The organism is Thioalkalivibrio denitrificans (assembly GCF_002000365.1).
GTDB lineage: Bacteria > Pseudomonadota > Gammaproteobacteria > Ectothiorhodospirales > Ectothiorhodospiraceae > Thioalkalivibrio_A > Thioalkalivibrio_A denitrificans.
This window is the reverse complement of sequence record NZ_MVBK01000124.1, coordinates 1-15,819: the sequence shown is the minus strand read 5'-3', so window position 1 is coordinate 15,819 and position 15,819 is coordinate 1. Positions and strand designations below refer to the sequence as shown.

Below are 15,819 nucleotides of genomic sequence, written 5' to 3'. Positions count from 1 at the left end.
TCGACGTTATCTGGACGCATTAAGGGAGCTGAAGGATTTGCTTGGGATTCGGGTGCACGCCTATTGCCTGATGACCAATCACGTGCACCTCCTTCTCACGCCGGGCGAGACCGTTTCGGACATCGGGAAACTGATGAAGGCGCTGGCAGGTCGCGCGACGCGGTATCGCAACAAGCGGGAGGGCCGCACAGGGACCCTGTGGGAGAGTCGCTACAAGTCCAGCCCCGTGCAATCCGAGGGATACCTGCTCGCCTGTGATCGGTATATCGAACTGAACCCGGTCCGGGCATGGATGGTCTCGGAGGCCGAGGCCTATGCCTGGTCAAGTTTCGCTCAGCGGATGGGAAGGACCGAGGATGTCTGGATTGATCCGGACCCCTGCTATCTGGCGCTCGGGACGTCGGACGCCGCCAGGCGGGAGCGATACATGGCCTTTGTCCGGGAGGCAGTGCCGGAGGAGGAGACTCGGGTCATCCGGGAAGCGCTGCAACGTGGGCAATTGACCGGAAACGGGCGTTTCGTCGATGAGGTGGAACACATCCTGGGGCGTCGCATCGAGTTTCGGCGACAGGGACGGCCGGTACGGTCAGTAAGGGAAAAACGCCTAGGCGAAGGTCATGGTGCGATGCAAAAAGAGATCTGTCCCCTTTGATGAAAATAGATCTGTCCCCTTTGATGAATTGTCATCGGCTCCGTTTTGCTGTTAGCTGATCAATTGAAACACGAAGCTTGACGCATCTGCTGCCTGCCGATAACCAGAGGAGACCGACCATGGTGTCAGGAAGTGTACCGGTGGATGAGTTCACCACCCCCGACCCAATCACCGCGAACGAAGATATGACGATCGACGATCTTCGGAATCTGATGGAGAAACACGGCATCCGCCATCTCCCTGTCGTCCGCGGCGATCGCGTCGTGGGGGTGATCAGCGACCGAAATGTACGCATCGTGTCGGGTTTGCCTATCGCAGAAAAACACCAAGTGCGGGCTGCCGACATAATGGCGGCGGACCCCTTGACTGTGATTGCCACCACGCCTCTCGACGAAGTGGCGTACGCCATGTCGGAAAACAAGGTAGGCAGCGTGATCGTCAATGATGAGGATGGCAGGTTTCTTGGTATTTTCACCGCCAGCGACGCCTTGAATGCACTGGTTGAGATCGTCCGTGGAGGTGACACGCCCGCGGCGTGACGCAAGTGCAGAAGACGGAAAAGGGGACGGGGGGCTCATAGTTTAATCCCTCCGTCCCCTTTTTCCGGTCCCCTTTTTCCGGTCCCCTTTGTCCACCGGTTGAGCATATGCGTTACCTTGCACTGGCAGCAGACTACGACGGGACACTCGCCTCGCACGACCGCGTGTCCGAGGAAGCAATGCGCGCCCTCGAGCGCCTGAGAATATCCGGGCGGCGGGCGATCCTCGTCACGGGGCGACGCGTGGACGACCTGCTGTCCGTCTGTCCCTGCGCGCGGCTTTTCGATCTGGTCGTGGCGGAAAACGGCGCCATCGTCTACGACCCGGCCACGCTGGAGGAAGTACGCTATGCCAACCCGCCGCCGAAGCTTCTGCTCAAGGGCCTGCGGGAGCGCGGTGTGGAGCCCCTGGAGATCGGGCAGGTGGTGGTGGGGACTCATGCGGCGCACCGGGCAGCTGTTCAGGACGTCATCTGGGAGCTCGGTCTGGAGGCGCAGGTCATCGGCAATCGGGGCGCCCTCATGGTGCTGCCCGCCGGCGTCAATAAAGCAACCGGTCTTGAGCGCGCGTTGCGCAAGCTCGGGCTCTCTCGCCACGAAGTGGTGGGTGTCGGCGACGCAGAGAACGACCATTCCTTTCTTGCGCTGTGCGAGTGCGCCGTGGCAGTGGGCAACGCGGTACCGTCCCTCAAGGCGACCGCGAAGCTCGTGACAGCCGCCGAAAACGGCAAGGGCGTCATCGAACTGATCGAGGAACTGATTGCCAACGATCTGCGCCGCGTCGAAAGCACGCTCGAAGAGCACCTGATTCCGCTCGGCATGGCGGCGAACGGGGCGGTAGTCAATGTTCCGCCCTTCGGCCACAACATGCTGGTTGCAGGTCCTTCGGGCAGCGGCAAATCGACGCTGACCGCCGGGGTCATCGAGCGGCTGATCGAGAAGGACTACCAGGTGTGCATCGTTGATCCGGAGGGCGATTACGGGACGCTTGGCGATGTGGTGGCGCTCGGCAACCAGTGGCGCGCACCGTCCGTCACGGAGATCCTCTCGATCCTCGAGGATCCGAAGGTCAACCTGAGCATCAACCTTCTGGGTATCCCGCTCGGCGACCGACCCGAGTTCTTCGGGCAGCTTATTCCCAACCTGCAGGCCTTGCGGGCGCGAACCGGGCGGCCGCACTGGCTTGTGCTCGACGAGGCCCACCATATGCTCCCGGACACCTGGGGGCACACCGGCTCCGCGCTGCCGAAACGACTCGGGGAGACCCTGCTGGTGACGGTGCATCCGGAGCATGTTGCGCCGGAGATTCTGGCGTCCATCGACATCGTGATCGCCATCGGTTCCTCTCCCGAGGAGACCCTCGCAAGATTCGGCCGAGCCACGGGCAGAGCGGTCCCCTGGCCCGAGGGCATGACACGGGAGCCGGAGCAGGTGGTCGCCTGGTTTGTGGGTGACGGCCAGCCTCCCTTCGCCATGCGGCCCATGCCGGGGCGCGCGGAACGCGTGCGCCATCACCGCAAGTATGCGGAGGGTGACCTGCGTTGGCACAGCTTCTATTTCCGCGGCACCGACGGCCGCCACAATCTGAAAGTGCAGAATCTCGCCATCTTCTGCCAGATCGCTCAGGGCATCGACGAGCAGACCTGGCTGTTTCACCTGCGCCGCGGCGACTACTCGCGGTGGTTTCGACACGCGGTGAGGGACGAGTTCCTGGCCGAGGAGACGCACCGCGTCGAGCAGCGCACGGACCTGCCGCCTGCGCAAACACGGCAGATGATCACTGAACTGGTTCAGGCCCGCTACACCCTGCCGGAGTGAAGCGGCGGGGCGCCACTCAGGAGCGACAACAGCCAACCGGGGGCTGCCGCCGCTCTTGCCCCGGCACTCGGGGTAACGTGCCCTTGTCTGCTTGCTGAGAAGTTGGGCTTCCGTACTTGCCGTACCTGCTCGTGTTCACTTGCTCGTTTGAGTGTCCTCACTTGCTCGTCCACTTGCTCCGATGCCGGGCAATGCTCCCGGCTCTGGCGCCGTTTGCTTTCGCCAGACCCCTGAGCTATGGTCGGTCCTGCGATCACGATCTTTTGGCTATGCCGATACTGATCAATCACCCAGGCGTGTCAGCACCAATGGCAACGTATCTCACTCTCCGGCTCCGTCCCTCCCCGACCTTCCCGGCCTAAGCCGGACGCGGCGCCGCGTCCGGCCATCCTCATTGACAATCGCAACGTTCGTCTGACTCTGAGTTTCAGGTCGGAGGGGAATCGTCATGTCTGAACGCCTTAAGGAACTGAAGCACCAGGTGCTTCAGCAACTTGAACAGTACTACCTGCACACCCACCTCGGTCTCTCCCTCGGCCCCCAGGAACTGGCATCCATACTGGGCAAGCTGGAGAACCTCGAGAACCTCGACGTAGCCGACATGGCGCCGGCTGACCAGCACATAGAGAGGGTCCGCATCGGATCCAGGGTGAGACTGCTCGATTTGCAGGACAACAGCGAAGCGGAAATCGAGCTGGTGCTTCCGGTGGACAGCGCGCCGCCCAGCGGCCGGATATCCATCTTCTCGCCGCTGGGCGCCTCCATCCTCGGATTGGCTCCCGCGGAATACGCTGAAATTCGATTTCTCGGTCGGCCGCTTCGCTATCTCGTGCTCGAGGTTCTCCCTCCCGACACGGCCCAGCACGGCCACGCCCCCGCCGAACAGCCTGTCGCCCCCTGAAGCCTGGCCCGAGAGCCGCCTATGGCCGCGCCGGGGCCGATGGGGGCACGCAACGGCTTCCCTCGATTGATCAAGCGTATCGCGGCGTGCCACGTCGGCGATGCATCCGACGTGCACGCGCTCATCCACTGAACCACTCTATCAGGAGATCATCATGAGCAAGGAGAAATCGAAGAAGAAGGCCCAAAAGAGTCTCAAGGAACGACGCCGAGAGAAGCGTGAACGGCGGGATGAGCAATCCCGGGACTGACCGGCTCTGTCGATGCGATCGCCGGGAGCGGTTCATCCCGTTTGCCCCGAACGGGTGAGGCGCATGGACGCGCCGCACCACCCCGACCTACGAGTGGTGGTGAGGTAGTGAGGCAGGCGTAAGCCAGTCCGCTTCCCTGGCCTCGCACTGTACGATGCCGCGCACGGACAGGGCCACGCGCCACCGTTGTGCCCTTGCCACCGGATCGCCCGGAGCGGTGCACACGACGAGCAAGGTGTAACCGTGCTGGCGCTCGATCTCATGCGCCACGATCCCGTCCTGCCCGTTCTGCCCGTCCTCGCCATGGGTCTGCGCGAAGATCCGATCCTGACCGCTGTCCACCAGTTCGCACAGGGGTTCCATATCCAATAAAAGGGGACGGAGGGATTAATGTCTAATCCCTCCGTCCCCTTCTCCCTCTCTGGACGAACAAGCAGAAGAACCGGGATGGGCGATGGGAGTCCTGACTGAGGGAAGGCTCACTCCGCCAGTTGCCCGATGCGGTTCTCGAAGACGCGTTCGTGTTCAGCCTCAAACTCCGACAAGCGTCGGTACACTTCAGCCAAAGCGGTGTCGGTCGTGTTGGCCCAAAGCTCACTGTAGAACTGGCGAGTGTATCGTTCGATCTCGAGTGCCGTTTCCAGCAGCGTCCTGGCCATGGCGGAATCGACCACCAGGAAGTGATCCCTGATCGCCAGAAGCCCAAGCGTATAGCGTTCAAGCTCAGTTGGCACAATTCGCGGAGGTTCTTCAGCAAACAGTTCGCGGTACGCGGTCAGCAACTTCTCCTCGTGATCTCGCTCTTCGTCCGCGAGCTCCTCCAGAAACGCACTAATGGCAGGATCGTACGAGCGGAAGCGATCCGCCCACTCCAGGAACCGGTTGCCATTGTGGTGTTCAACGGCAATCGCCAGTTCAAGCGCTCTTTGCGCTGCACCGGACTGTTGGGAGGCCATGGAGCAACATAACCACGAGGAAAGTAAGTCTTCCCTGATCTGGGTCAATGGTCATAATCGTGAGGTCGCGGAAGACTGGGGCGACGGGGCCGGATCACGGCAACATTCGGATTCGCCTCACAAAGAACCTCGATACCGCATGTGATCAGGTCTTACAGCCGCGGTTTTTGCCCCCAAACAGGCGTTCCAGGAAGATCATGGACACCCCTTATTGAGTCGATGGTGTCTGTTGGGTCAGCGGTCTCAGAGTTCATCTCGCGTCCGAAAACAGGGCCCGGAGCCGATCCAGGTCCTCTTCGCTCCATCCCTCCGGCTCGGTCAGGGCCAGCCAGGCCTCCAGGTAATGCTCTGCCGCGTAGCGGTGACCGAAACCCGTGGGCGCGGAGCCGGCGATCATGTCGGCCGCGAGCTGGAGGGTGGTGACGATGGGGAACCACCGCAGGTCGCCGGAGACGTCCGGGCCCCGGGGGCCGGACATCCAGGCGGGCTCACGGTAGAAGGAGTCGGGATCGAAGAAGGTGACGGGGTCGCTGGCGTATTGGAGAAAGGCGATCCGGAATCCGCCCCAGGGCGCCACACCGTCGTTCAGCCCGCCCTGCTGATTGGCGAACCGAACCACGGAACCGTCGCGGAATCGCGGCAGCCAGGCCGGGGAACCGGGTTCCCGTCGCTGGGTGGCCGTGCGCCAGGTCTCGTGTCGGAACGGGGGGCCGCTCCACAGGGCGCCCTGGAAAGGGTCGTCAATGATGTCGTACAGGTCGAATGAGCGATCGGAGTTCAGGGCGCCGAGGCTCAGGCCGTGCAGATAGAGGTCCGGGCGCTCATCCCGGGGCAGCTCGGTCCAGTAGCCGTACACCACGTCGAACAGGGCCTGGGCCATCTCGGCCCCGTAGGCCCCCTCCGATAGAAGGGCCAGGGGGCTCGGCAGGTACGAGTACTGGACGGCGACGCTGGCGATGTCGCCTCGATGTAGATACTCCACCGTGTCGATGGCCCCCGGGTCCACCCAGCCGGTGCCTGTGGGTGTGATCAGTACCAGGACCGAGCGCTCGAAGGCGTTCATCCGCTTGAGTTCGGCCAGGGCGAGCTGAGCCCGTTCCTCCGGCGTCTCGCCGGCGTTGAGTCCCACGTACACCCGAATCGGTTTCTGTGCCGGCCCGTTCGTGAATGCGCCCAGGTCCTCCACAGTGGGCCCGCCGGTCAGGTAACGCCTACCCTGCCGACCCATGTCCTCCCAGTTGAGCAGGGACCCCGGGCCACCTGCCGACAACGGATCCGTGGGCCGCGCCGTTTCCGGCTCCATGACCGCGTCGATCTCCTGATAGGACCTGTCCGCGGTCCGAAGTGAGACGGAGAAGAGGACGCCGTCCACAACCAGCCAGAAGAGGGCAAAGGCCGCCACGAGTCCCGTCAGATGGGACAGTCGTCGGGGAATGAACGGCTGGAGCCTGTGCGACATGAACAGAAAGGTCCACAGGAACAGCCTGCCGATCAGCAGTGCTGCAAAGAACACCAGCACTGCCGTGACCCCGACAACCGTCAGCTGAAGCCCACCCAGCTCTTCCATGCCCATGAGCTCCCGAAGCGCGTTCTGCCAACCGCTGGCCTGCCACAGAAACGTCACGGCCAGGAGCCCGCAGGCCACTGCGGCGACACCCTTCACGATCAACTGGATACGGGTGCGCGGGCTCGGCAGCTCCAGGTAGCGCCACAGCCATTGGCCCAGTACCCCCACCGCATACCCTGCAGCCAGGGAAAGACCCGAGATCACCCCTTGGGTCACATCACCGCGGGGCACAAGAGTGGGGGTCAGGGAGAGGGCGAAAAAGAGCGTGCCCACCAACAAACCGACCGTGGAAAATTGTCGTCCCAACTGCATACGCAATACGTCGCTGACCAGGCTTACACCACAGGTATCATCAGAAACCCATGCTCATCGAGAGGATAAGCGGGGAGAGGATAATAGGATAAATGAGGTCATCCATTGAGGGATAATGGCTTCGCTACGCTCTTGCCACTGGCGGTGGCAGGCTTTGTGGCTTGAGTTTATCGCCTTGGGTTTTCGTGCATCTTCTACATCACGCTATGCTATTCGCGTTGACTTCCACAGCAACCCGGCACCGGTTCAACGAGGTGACAGGAGGCTCGACATGAAACAACCATCATCCCGTGACCGGGACCAGCTGTCCGACTACCAGCGGAAATTCGGAACACTGCAGGAAGAGTGCCCGGTGCGCGCGGCGCTGGACATCGTGCGGGGCCGCTGGAAGCCATCCATTCTGTATCAATTGAAGGATCGCCCCAGGCGATATTCGGAATTGCAGAACGCACTGCCGCGCATATCGCCCCAGGCGCTGACCACCCAGCTCAAGCAGTTGGAGGCGGACGGACTTGTTGAGCGCGATGTGTACGCCGAAGTACCGGTTCGAGTGGAGTACAGGCTGTCGGACTTCGGGGCTACGCTCTCCGATGTGATGGACAGCCTGGAGGATTGGGGAAAATCCTATCTGACTTATCGAAAGGCACACCTTTGATGCTTGTTCTTCCCCTACTCACTGTCTGGTGAGTAGCTCACCAATTTGGTCGTGGATCCAGGCGCAGAGCCCGTGAACAATGCAACGGCTCCTTCATCTTTGTTCACGTTACGGAGGTTTCTCCCATGCCACGGCTATTGGTTGTCAATTCCAGTGGACGCAACACCCGTTCCATTACCCGGCGCTTGACCGGTTATTTTGCCGAGCAGTGGCTGGTCACCCACGCCGACGGCGAATTGATTGAGCGGGACGTGACTTTGCAGCCGCCCTCACCGGTCAACGAAGCCTGGATTGCCAGTGCCTTTGCGGCGCCGGAGGCACACTCGCCGGTGATGCGGGCGATCCTGTCGGAAAGCGAGACTTTGCTGGCGGAGATCGAGGCCGCGGATGCCCTGGTGATTGGTGCGCCCATGTACAACTTCGGGCTGCCGGCGCAACTGAAGGCCTATTTCGATCAGATCATCCGGGTCAACCGTTCCTTTGCCTTCGATCCCGAGGCGAGGGAGCCCTACCAGCCGCTGTTGGCCGACAAGCCCACGACCGTGATTATCTCGGTGGGGGACGGAGACCTCCTACCCGGCGGCCCCATGGCGGAGCTGAACTTTCTGGAACCGCACCTGACCGCCATGCTGGGTTTCATAGGGCTCCATAGTGTGGAGTTCGTGCGCGTAGGTTACGAAGAGTTTCAGGATAAGCGGCTGAAGAGTGCCCTGGAGTCCGCCGAGCAGGCGGTGGCACGTCGGGCAGCGGCGGCCTAGCGGTCATGCGCGTGGCTCGCCGATGGGCTTCTTGTAGATAAGCTCGATGCGCTATCGAGCTCATGCACGGAACGGAACAGAATCATGAGAACCCAGTACTTCACCGCTAGCAGTCTTGATGGATTCATTGCCACAGAGGATGACTCCTTGGAATGGCTTTTCCCTCTGGGAGACCTGGACGATTCCAGCTATCCGGAGTTCATTGCTGAAGTAGGGGCCCTGGCCATGGGATCGGCGACCTACGAGTGGATGTTGCGTAATGCCAAGAAGGTCGCTGCCGAGACCGGGTCGTCCTGGCCATACACGCAGCCGGCCTGGATTTTTACCCGTCGGGCGCTTCCTGCGATCGAAGGTGCCGATCTGCGATTCGTTCAGGGAGACGTAGGCCAGGTTCACAGTCAGATGCGTGCGGCTGCTGGATCCAGGAATATCTGGATCGTCGGTGGGGGCGATCTGGCGGGCCAGTTCTACGACGCCGGCCTTTTGGATGAGCTGATCATCCAGATCGGTTCGGCTACCTTGGGCAAGGGCAAGCCGCTGTTTCCCCGTAGAGTGCTGAGTCCGCGTTTGCAATTGCTGTCTGTCCGTCAGATGGGTGGTGGCATGGCTGAGTTGCGTTATGAAATTCGCACGGTGGGCAACAATGAAGTCTGACGCCAGCGTGGACTCGGGCGTCCAACCGCGCGCCGGTTGTGCGGATCGTCAGCCTGCCAGAGACAGAAAAGGCTGAGGACACCCCCCGGTTCCTCTCCTCGCCCGGGAGTCCCGTCCCGCCACGCTCCAGGCGGGCTGGTGGAATCCGTAAGCGCAGGTGCGCTCGGCGGAACCACCAGCCCCCGGGGCGTTCCCTGTTTCCGTACCTCCTGACGGTCGAAGGCCGGTTTGCACATAACTACCGTGTCGGCAGACCCATCGCGTGCGCCTCGGCCACCGGGTAATAGCGTTGTGTCGCGGCCGGCCCGATGGCGGTATCCAGGTGCTCGCGTACCCGCTCCACCGACGGTCCTTCATACAGGCAGGTGGTGCCGGGCGACGGGAGTCGGACCACGGTGACTCACTGAGAAATATTTGAATAATTCCAAAAAGCAGGGTGTGAATCGCGCTAAACGCCCATTTCTGATGCCCAAATGGAGCGTCTAAGCAATCACCGCCCGGTTCACTCAGCCCCCAAAACCACCAGATCCGCGTGTCCGAACCCCTTCGAGTAATCCAGCACCGAGATCACCGTCGGTGTCACGCGGAATATCCGGACGTCCTCCGGGCTCGGCATCTCAATATCCAGCTTTGACGGGTCCTGTTCGGGGTACGCCTGCGCAAGCAGATCCAGGACCTTGTGGGCTTCTGCCCGATCCACCACGGGTTCCGCATGCGCCGCCATGGAAAGCCCCGTGATTGCCATCAGGTCGGCGGTGTCGTGGTCGATGGTCAGGGACACCCGGTTGTCATGGGCCAGATTCTGGGCCTTCTGGCTGTCCAGGCCGCAGAGGAAATACAGCGTCAGGTCATCGTGCACGTAGCCGACAGTGGTCACCTGGGGCCAGCCATCCGGACGCAGGGTGGCGATACTCATGATCCGGTGTTCGTCCAACAGGTTCAGGATCTTCTTTCTGAGTGCTTCGTCCATCTGGTACCTCCAGGGATGCGCGCCTTCCAGAGCGGAGGGTTTGTCCGGTGACCACTGCATGGGTTGGCAGTGGGTGTAGCCGGGATGCTGCGGAGGCCTGAGATTGGAATATAGATGTGGAGAACAAGGACACCCATCATTCCTCAACGGAAAGAGAGCAGAGAGAAATGAATTGTCATCGGCCTCGTTTTGCTGTTAGCTGATCAATTGAGACACAAAGATTGACACATCTGCTGCCTGCCGAGAACCAGAGGAGACCGACCATGGTGTCAGGAAGTGTACCGGTGGATGAGTTCACCACCCCCGACCCAATCACCGCGAACGAAGATATGACGATCGACGATCTTCGGAATCTGATGGAGAAACACGGCATCCGCCATCTGCCTGTCGTCCGCGGCGATCGCGTCGTGGGGGTGATAAGCGACCGAAATGTACGCATCGTGTCGAGTTTGCCTATCGCAGAAAAACACCAAGTGCGGGCTGCCGACATCATGGCGGCGGACCCCTTGACCGTGGTTGCCACCACGCCTCTCGACGAAGTGGCGTACGCCATGTCGGAAAAGAAGGTAGGCAGCGTGATCGTCAATGATGAGGATGGCAGGTTTCTTGGTATTTTCACCGCCAGCGACGCATTGAATGCACTGGTTGAGATCGTTCGTGGAGGTGACACGCCCGCAGCGTGACGCAAGTGCAGGGAGAGGCAACGATAACGGGTTCGAACGACTGTAACTCAATGAGAAGCCGTTGAACTATTCAGAATGTGAAAGGGACTGAAAAGACTGAAAAGGGGACGGAGGGATCATAGTTTAATCCCTCCGTCCCCTTTTCCCCGTCCTGGCAACATCGTCACGCAGGGCCGCGAGGCCCATGGCATCCGCGCCGAGAGCACCAGCGACGGCGGCGGCGATGGCGGCTTCGCGCTGACCGGAACTCTTGGCGGCAGTGAGGCCAAGAACATCTCGGTGGCGGTGGGCGGCAGTGGTGGCGAAGGTGGGATAGCCGGCACCGTCGAAGTTGACCATGCGGGAGTTCTCGCCACCCTTGGCGCGGGTTCCCACGGCATCCTGGCCACCAGCATCGGCGGTGGCGGCGGCAGCGGCGGCTCGAGCATCAGTGTCGGGTTCGGCATCGGCGGCGAACAAGGCTGGAATGTGAATGCCAGTGTCAGTGTGGGCGGGAGCGGCGGTGACGGCGGGCTCGGCGGCGAGGTGAAAGTCGGCGTCGACGCACCGGTCAGCGGCCGCATCCAGACGCACGGCGATGATGCCCACGGCATTATGGCGCAGAGCATCGGCGGTGGGGGCGGCCAGGGTGGCTCGAGCATGGCTCTCAACATTGATGTGGATCGCCCGAAGCCGGACAACGGCGGTGGGAATGGGCAAGGCGGAAACACGCTGAATGTTGCCGTGGCCGTGGGCGGAAGCGGCGGCGACGGCAACAGTGCCGGGGCTGTAGAGATCGACAACGCCGCGGATATTTTCACTCATGGTGCCCAGTCCCATGGGATTTTCGCCCAAAGCATCGGGGGCGGTGGCGGCAGCGGCGGGCGCTCGGCGGCGCTGAGCCTTTCCACCAGCGACCTGATGCCGTGGAAGGAGATGCAGGGCGATAACTGGGGCCTTGATCTCTCCGTGGGCGGCAGCGGCGGCGATGGCAATACCGGCGACACGGTTAGCGTCATCAATCGCGGCCAGATCCTGACTGAAGGGGCATTGTCGCGAGGCATTGTCGCCCAGAGCATTGGTGGGGGCGGTGGCAGCGGTGCTCAGGGGATTCTCGGTACGGGCGTCGATTGGCTGGATGATGCCTTGGGGGCGTTGTCGCCCCTGCAGATGGCCTTTGAGCTCAAGGGTATTATTGAAGATCCCACGGAGCTGTTGCCCAAGAGCGCCTCGATTTCCGTGGGCGGCAGCGGCGGCGACAGCGGCCACGCGGATGCCGTGCGCGTTGAGAATTTTGGCGATATCGCAACGCGCGGATTCTCATCTCATGCCATCTTTGCCCAGAGCATCGGCGGCGGAGGCGGCGAGGCGCAGTTGTACGCCCGTGGCCAGGGCGAGGGCGCCGAGGCCGCGGTGGGGATCGGGTTGCTCGGTGAAATTGCGGTCGGGGGCGCCGGCGGTGTTGCCGGTGATGGTGCCGACGTGGATATCCTGCACGCCGGCAATATCTGGACGCAAGGCGAGGCCGCCAGCGGTATCTTCGCGCAAAGCATCGGCGGCGGCGGTGGCCAGGCGGGCAGCATCACGGGGGGATTTGCCGATATCACCTCCATCGGCCTGGGCCTGGCCTTCGGGCGTGACGGCGGCAGCGCAGGAGACGGCGGCGCGGTAACTGTGACCAGTGCCGGTGAGATTGTCACCAGCGGTGAGGCCGCCGTGGCGGTGTTTGCCCAGAGCATCGGCGGTGGCGGCGGTATCATCGGCGATGTGGGCGGGATGGCTTTTGCCGGCAGCGTCGGCGGCTATGGTTCCGGCGGCGCGGTGAGCGTCCATCATGACGGAGTCATTCTGACCAGCGGTGCCGCCGCGCACGGTATCATGGCTCAGAGTGTCGGTGGCGTGGACAATGATGTCTACGAGGGTGACGGCGGCCCGGTCTCAGTGAGCATCGACGGCCACATCCATGTGGAGGGTATCGATGCCACGGCCATCCTGGCGCAAAGCCTCGGCGGCGGGTCCGGCGGCCAAGGCAATATCTACATCCTGGTTGAGGATGGCGGCACCGTGCTGGGCGGCAGTGGTGCTGGAGCCGGTGTGCGTCTACTGGACGGCGCCGACAATCAGCTCATCAACCATGGTACGGTCACGACCTTCGGCGGCATCGATGGCCAGGCGATTACCGCCACGGGCGGCAATGACACGATTCACAACCATGGCAGGATCATTGGATCGGTCGACCTGGGGGAGGGCGTCAATGCCTTCAATAACCTGCAGGGCGGCCTCCTCGACGCGGGGACGCAAATCCAACTTGGGGCAGGCAACACGCTAACCAATGCCGGCACACTGTCGCCCGGCGGCTCAGGGATGCCGCTCACGACGACCCTGAGCGGCCAGCTGGTGCAGGAGTCGAGCGGCGCGTTGGCGCTGGATATGAGTATGGCCGGGCTGGAAAGCGACCATCTGTCGGTCAGCGGCAGTGCGCACCTTCAGGGCAGCCTCGGTTTGAAGCCCATCGACACCGGGTACGCGCGGCCCGGTGCCAATCAGCAGGTGCTGGTGTCGGCCGCCGGGGGCGTGGTCACCGATGAATTCACCCTGAGCGCACCGGCATCGGCCGTGGCTTCCTATGCACTGTTTTTCCCGAGTGCGAATGAGGTCGGTGTGAGTGCCGGCATCAACTTCTCGCCAACGGGCCTGGGGCCGAACGCCCGGCGCATCGGCGAACATGTCAATGCCATTCAGCTTGCAGGCGGTTCGGAGAGCTTTGCGCCGTTCGCTGCAGGCCTGTTCGCGCAGCCGGACGAAGGGCGTCTCGACACGGCCTACGAGAAACTGAGCCCCGGCATCATCGGCAGCATCATGGAGCTGTCAGAGATCGCCAGCACCGCCCTCAACAACGCCATGCACAGTTGTCGCCAGCGTGAAGGCGAGTACCGCTTCGTGCGCGAAGGCGAATGCGGCTGGATTCGGGTCGGCGGCGCCCGCAGGGACCAGCAGCGCACGGACCGGAATCCGGGATACAGGCTGGATACCCTCACTATTGCAGGCGGCAGGCAACGGGAGGTACAGCCGGATCTGCATCTGGGCTTCGGGATCTCCTACCAGCGTTCCAAACTGGACTCGCGCTTTTCGAACGTGGATGGCGATCTCTTCGAAGCCGGTATGATGATCAAGCGCCGCCTCGATGCCACCCGCATATCGGGCTCGCTGAGCGCAGGATACGGTCGCTATGAAAGCCTGCGCCGCATTGATCTCTCGGGTATCGATCAGTACGCGCGCGGCACACCATCGTTGTGGTCTGTTTCAGCGCACGGCAGGTTCAGTCATGACGTGCATCACCGCGATGATGCCTATGTGCGTCCGATGGTGAGTATCGGCGCCACCCGTATCTCGCGTAGCGGGTTCAGGGAAAGTGGCGCGGGCGGTGCCAGTCTGGATGTGGATAGCGCCAGCGATACCATCGTGACGCTCCAGCCTGCGATCGAGACGGGTGGTGAATGGGAGTGGCGTGACGGCTCGTTGCTGCGTCCGTACATGCGCGTGGGGGTTACACAACTTCTTACGGGCAACGAACACAAGACCACGGCCAAGATGCTGGGGGCGCCGGATGGAGTTGCACCCTTCACCGTGACGAACCGCGTGGACAGGACTTATGGGGACGTGGTTCTCGGTCTGGATCTTATCAGGGACGACGGCAGGGTGTGGCGCTTCGATTACGCGGGTCAGTTCTCAGACAATAGCCGGTCGAACGCGGTGTCGCTCCGGTTCTCGATGCCGTTCTGAACGCGCGCCGGGCACGGCCCGGCGCGCGGAACCGCCAGCCCCGGAACGTTCCCTGTTTCCATGCCTCCGGACGGTCGGAGGCCGGTTTCCATATGACTACCGCGTCGGCAGACCCATCGCATGCGCCTGGGCCACCGGGTAATAGCGTTGTGTCGCGGCTTGCCCGATGGCGGTATCCAGCCGCTCACCCCGGATGAACAACGTATTGGCTAGCCCGCATATCTCACCGGGATCGCGGGAGCAGGCGAAGGATTCGTGTCTGTAGGCGCCGCTCTGGAGCGAAACCCATAGCNNCGGCGGGAACAGTCTGTCATGCTGAGGTTGACAGCCATTTCAACGTATTCCGCTCATATATCAACCTGTTATGCGCTAGCCGGTGTCCGACCGGTGAGATATGCGGGCTAGCCGGAACACACCCAGATTGCCAAACAGGTAGTACGCCTCGTCCATGATGTGGGCGCCCGTCCCGGCCAGCCACCCCCGTGCACCGCCACGCGACAGGAAGTCCAGGTAATTGGCGTAATGGCCGGGATCGTCCCGATCCAGCGCACGCTCGTCCTGGCGGATCACCCAATCGGCCATCCGGGCGGCGAGTGTGGCCCGAGGTGGAATCGTGTAATCCACGACCACGCAGACGCCGTCGGGACGTGTCAGTCCCTGCAGCGCGCGCCACACCGCCTGTCGCTGTGCTTCGGGCATCTCGTGCAGGGTCAGGGCGATCACGGCGGCATCCACCGGTTCACTGAGTTCGAGCCGTGTCACGTCGGCCTGTATCCAGCGCACCCCGGACGCTTGCCGTTGTGCGAGATTGAGCATGGCGGGGGAGGCGTCGACGCCGGTCACCCGCAGTCCGGCGGCGTCCAGATAGCGGCTCAGCGTGCCGGCGCCGCAACAGGCGTCGAGCACCGTGCGTGCGCCCGCCTGAACCACCGCTTCCACGGCCTTCGTCCGGGCCCGGTGCAATAACCGGTCCTGTAACCAGCCCATCCGGCGCAGCGAGTCGGCGATGGGCGCATATCGATCGGCCTGCATGCCATGCTCCTCGTTGCGGGTGCAACCGGAGGGTCACTGCCCTGTCTGGCTGTTGGACGGGCGCATTTCGAGATCACACAGGAATTGACCTGTTCAGTATGCCCCGGTGTGGCGCCGGTTGCTGTGTCCGGAGGTCCGGCACTGTTTCGCCAGAGAAAAAATGATGGGTGTCAACGTGGACCCTGCGGAGAACATGGACAATGTCCATTGCCATCATGCGCCCCTGCGGTTCCGTTGGTCATTGGAAAGGGCCATCTCTGGACCTGGGTAAGGACGACGTCTATCCTTCCCAGGAGCCTGTCGGACTTAGG

15 protein-coding genes are annotated in these 15,819 nt (G+C 62.4%); 9 read left to right on the top strand and 6 right to left on the bottom strand.

The window, feature by feature from the left end:
- From B1C78_RS16040 to B1C78_RS16025, 4 genes are all read left to right on the top strand, one after another.
- A partial coding sequence (locus tag B1C78_RS16040) for a transposase (RefSeq protein WP_077280177.1) occupies positions 1-652 on the top strand: 652 nt, incomplete at its 5' end.
- 119 nt (positions 653-771) lie between these two features.
- Positions 772-1,191 carry a CBS domain-containing protein gene (locus B1C78_RS16035; RefSeq protein ID WP_077280176.1) on the top strand — a complete coding sequence of 140 codons (420 nt, stop codon included), beginning with the start codon at positions 772-774 and terminating at the stop codon, positions 1,189-1,191.
- A gap of 107 nt (positions 1,192-1,298) precedes the next feature.
- Positions 1,299-3,008: an HAD family hydrolase gene (locus B1C78_RS16030; protein ID WP_077280175.1), complete on the top strand. Its 1,710-nt coding sequence runs from the start codon at positions 1,299-1,301 to the stop codon at positions 3,006-3,008.
- A 448-nt stretch (positions 3,009-3,456) separates the two neighbouring features.
- Complete coding sequence (locus tag B1C78_RS16025) at positions 3,457-3,909, top strand: GreA/GreB family elongation factor (RefSeq protein ID WP_077280174.1); 453 nt, start codon at positions 3,457-3,459, stop codon at positions 3,907-3,909.
- A 337-nt stretch (positions 3,910-4,246) separates the two neighbouring features.
- Here the strand turns inward: B1C78_RS16025 and B1C78_RS16020 are convergent, their stop codons facing one another.
- The 3 genes from B1C78_RS16020 to B1C78_RS16010 form a co-directional block, all read right to left on the bottom strand.
- Entirely contained in the window at positions 4,247-4,528 is a 282-nt protein-coding gene (locus tag B1C78_RS16020; RefSeq protein ID WP_139349989.1) for a hypothetical protein, read from the bottom strand.
- A 110-nt stretch (positions 4,529-4,638) separates the two neighbouring features.
- Positions 4,639-5,115, bottom strand: a complete 477-nt coding sequence (locus B1C78_RS16015) for a ferritin-like domain-containing protein (protein ID WP_077280172.1) — start codon at positions 5,113-5,115, stop codon at positions 4,639-4,641.
- A 250-nt stretch (positions 5,116-5,365) separates the two neighbouring features.
- On the bottom strand, positions 5,366-6,994 hold the full coding sequence (locus B1C78_RS16010) for an alpha/beta hydrolase (protein WP_077280171.1): 1,629 nt from the start codon (positions 6,992-6,994) through the stop codon (positions 5,366-5,368).
- Between the two features lie 271 nt (positions 6,995-7,265).
- On the opposite strand from B1C78_RS16010, the gene B1C78_RS16005 reads away from it, so the two are divergent.
- The 3 genes from B1C78_RS16005 to B1C78_RS15995 all read left to right on the top strand — a co-directional run bounded on the left by B1C78_RS16005 (position 7,266) and on the right by B1C78_RS15995 (position 9,061).
- Entirely contained in the window at positions 7,266-7,649 is a 384-nt protein-coding gene (locus B1C78_RS16005) for a winged helix-turn-helix transcriptional regulator (protein ID WP_077280170.1), read from the top strand.
- Between the two features lie 125 nt (positions 7,650-7,774).
- Positions 7,775-8,407: an FMN-dependent NADH-azoreductase gene (locus B1C78_RS16000; RefSeq protein WP_077280169.1), complete on the top strand. Its 633-nt coding sequence runs from the start codon at positions 7,775-7,777 to the stop codon at positions 8,405-8,407.
- 84 nt (positions 8,408-8,491) lie between these two features.
- Positions 8,492-9,061 carry a dihydrofolate reductase family protein gene (locus tag B1C78_RS15995; protein WP_077280168.1) on the top strand — a complete coding sequence of 190 codons (570 nt, stop codon included), beginning with the start codon at positions 8,492-8,494 and terminating at the stop codon, positions 9,059-9,061.
- 238 nt (positions 9,062-9,299) lie between these two features.
- Here B1C78_RS15995 and B1C78_RS17690 read toward each other — a convergent pair whose 3' ends face one another.
- Positions 9,300-9,455, bottom strand: a complete 156-nt coding sequence (locus B1C78_RS17690; RefSeq protein ID WP_175628342.1) for a hypothetical protein — start codon at positions 9,453-9,455, stop codon at positions 9,300-9,302.
- Between the two features lie 108 nt (positions 9,456-9,563).
- Complete coding sequence (locus B1C78_RS15990) at positions 9,564-10,031, bottom strand: pyridoxamine 5'-phosphate oxidase family protein (RefSeq protein ID WP_077280167.1); 468 nt, start codon at positions 10,029-10,031, stop codon at positions 9,564-9,566.
- Between the two features lie 263 nt (positions 10,032-10,294).
- Between B1C78_RS15990 and B1C78_RS15985 the strand changes: the two genes are divergently transcribed.
- Both B1C78_RS15985 and B1C78_RS15980 read left to right on the top strand, forming a co-directional pair.
- Entirely contained in the window at positions 10,295-10,714 is a 420-nt protein-coding gene (locus B1C78_RS15985) for a CBS domain-containing protein (protein ID WP_077280166.1), read from the top strand.
- 279 nt (positions 10,715-10,993) lie between these two features.
- Positions 10,994-14,476: an autotransporter outer membrane beta-barrel domain-containing protein gene (locus tag B1C78_RS15980; protein WP_077280165.1), complete on the top strand. Its 3,483-nt coding sequence runs from the start codon at positions 10,994-10,996 to the stop codon at positions 14,474-14,476.
- Positions 14,477-14,845: 369 nt separating this feature from the next.
- Here the strand turns inward: B1C78_RS15980 and B1C78_RS15975 are convergent, their stop codons facing one another.
- On the bottom strand, positions 14,846-15,508 hold the full coding sequence (locus B1C78_RS15975; RefSeq protein WP_077280164.1) for a class I SAM-dependent methyltransferase: 663 nt from the start codon (positions 15,506-15,508) through the stop codon (positions 14,846-14,848).
- Positions 15,509-15,819 lie beyond the last annotated feature (311 nt).